Origin of the sequence: Phyllobacterium sophorae, assembly GCF_003010965.1 — a bacterium.
In the GTDB taxonomy this organism is placed as follows: domain Bacteria; phylum Pseudomonadota; class Alphaproteobacteria; order Rhizobiales; family Rhizobiaceae; genus Phyllobacterium; species Phyllobacterium sophorae.
The window spans coordinates 1-871 of record NZ_PGGM01000044.1; the positions used below are offsets into that span (position 1 = coordinate 1).

Here is an 871-nt window from a genome sequence, read left to right on the forward strand (position 1 = left end):
TTGGCCAGATTTGGAGTGGTGCGATGACTTATTCGAAGGACAAGGGCGAAAATACGGATTGGCTGGAAGCAGAGCTCGCCGATACGCTCGACGAGGACTACGAACTCGAACTTTCCGAACCGGCGCTATCGGAGGAAATCCGCAAGATCGATCGCAATGCGCATCCGCCATCGATGCCGCGCATAGACTATTTCCGCGCCTTGCTTTCGCTGCAGGCAGAGCTGATCAAGCTGCAGGACTGGGTCGCTTATCACAAAGAGAAGGTCGTCGTGATCTTCGAGGGGCGCGATTCTGCCGGCAAAGGCGGTGTCATCAAGCGGATCACCCAGCGGCTGAATCCGCGCATTGTGCGGGTGGTGGCGCTGCCTGCCCCGTCCGACCGCGAAAAGACCCAGTGGTATTTCCAGCGCTATGTGCCGCATCTGCCTGCCGGCGGCGAGATCGTGCTCTTCGACCGCTCATGGTACAACCGCTCGGGCGTCGAGCGGGTCATGGGATTTGCCACCGAAGACCAGGTTGCGGAATTTTTCCATGATGTACCCGAATTCGAACGCATGCTGGTGCGCTCCGGTGTCCGTCTGGTGAAGTATTGGTTTTCCATCACCGACGAAGAGCAGCAGATGCGGTTTCTTGTGCGCATCCACGACCCCTTGAAGCAGTGGAAACTGTCACCCATGGATCTGCAATCGCGCGTGCGCTGGGAAGCCTACACCAAGGCCAAGGAAGAGACCTTCGCCCGCACCAATATTCCCGAAGCACCGTGGTATATCGTCGAGGGCAATGACAAGAAGCGGGCCCGCCTGAATTGCATGGATCATCTCCTGCAACAAATTCCCTATGAGGATGTTCCACACGAGGACATCACGCTGCC

At 57.5% G+C, this 871-nt stretch carries 1 protein-coding gene; it reads left to right on the top strand.

Annotated elements, in window-relative coordinates:
* Positions 1 to 23: 23 nt before the first annotated feature.
* Positions 24 to 871 (top strand): polyphosphate kinase 2 (gene ppk2 / locus CU103_RS30950; protein ID WP_106667836.1); only part of this gene is annotated, 848 nt, incomplete at its 3' end.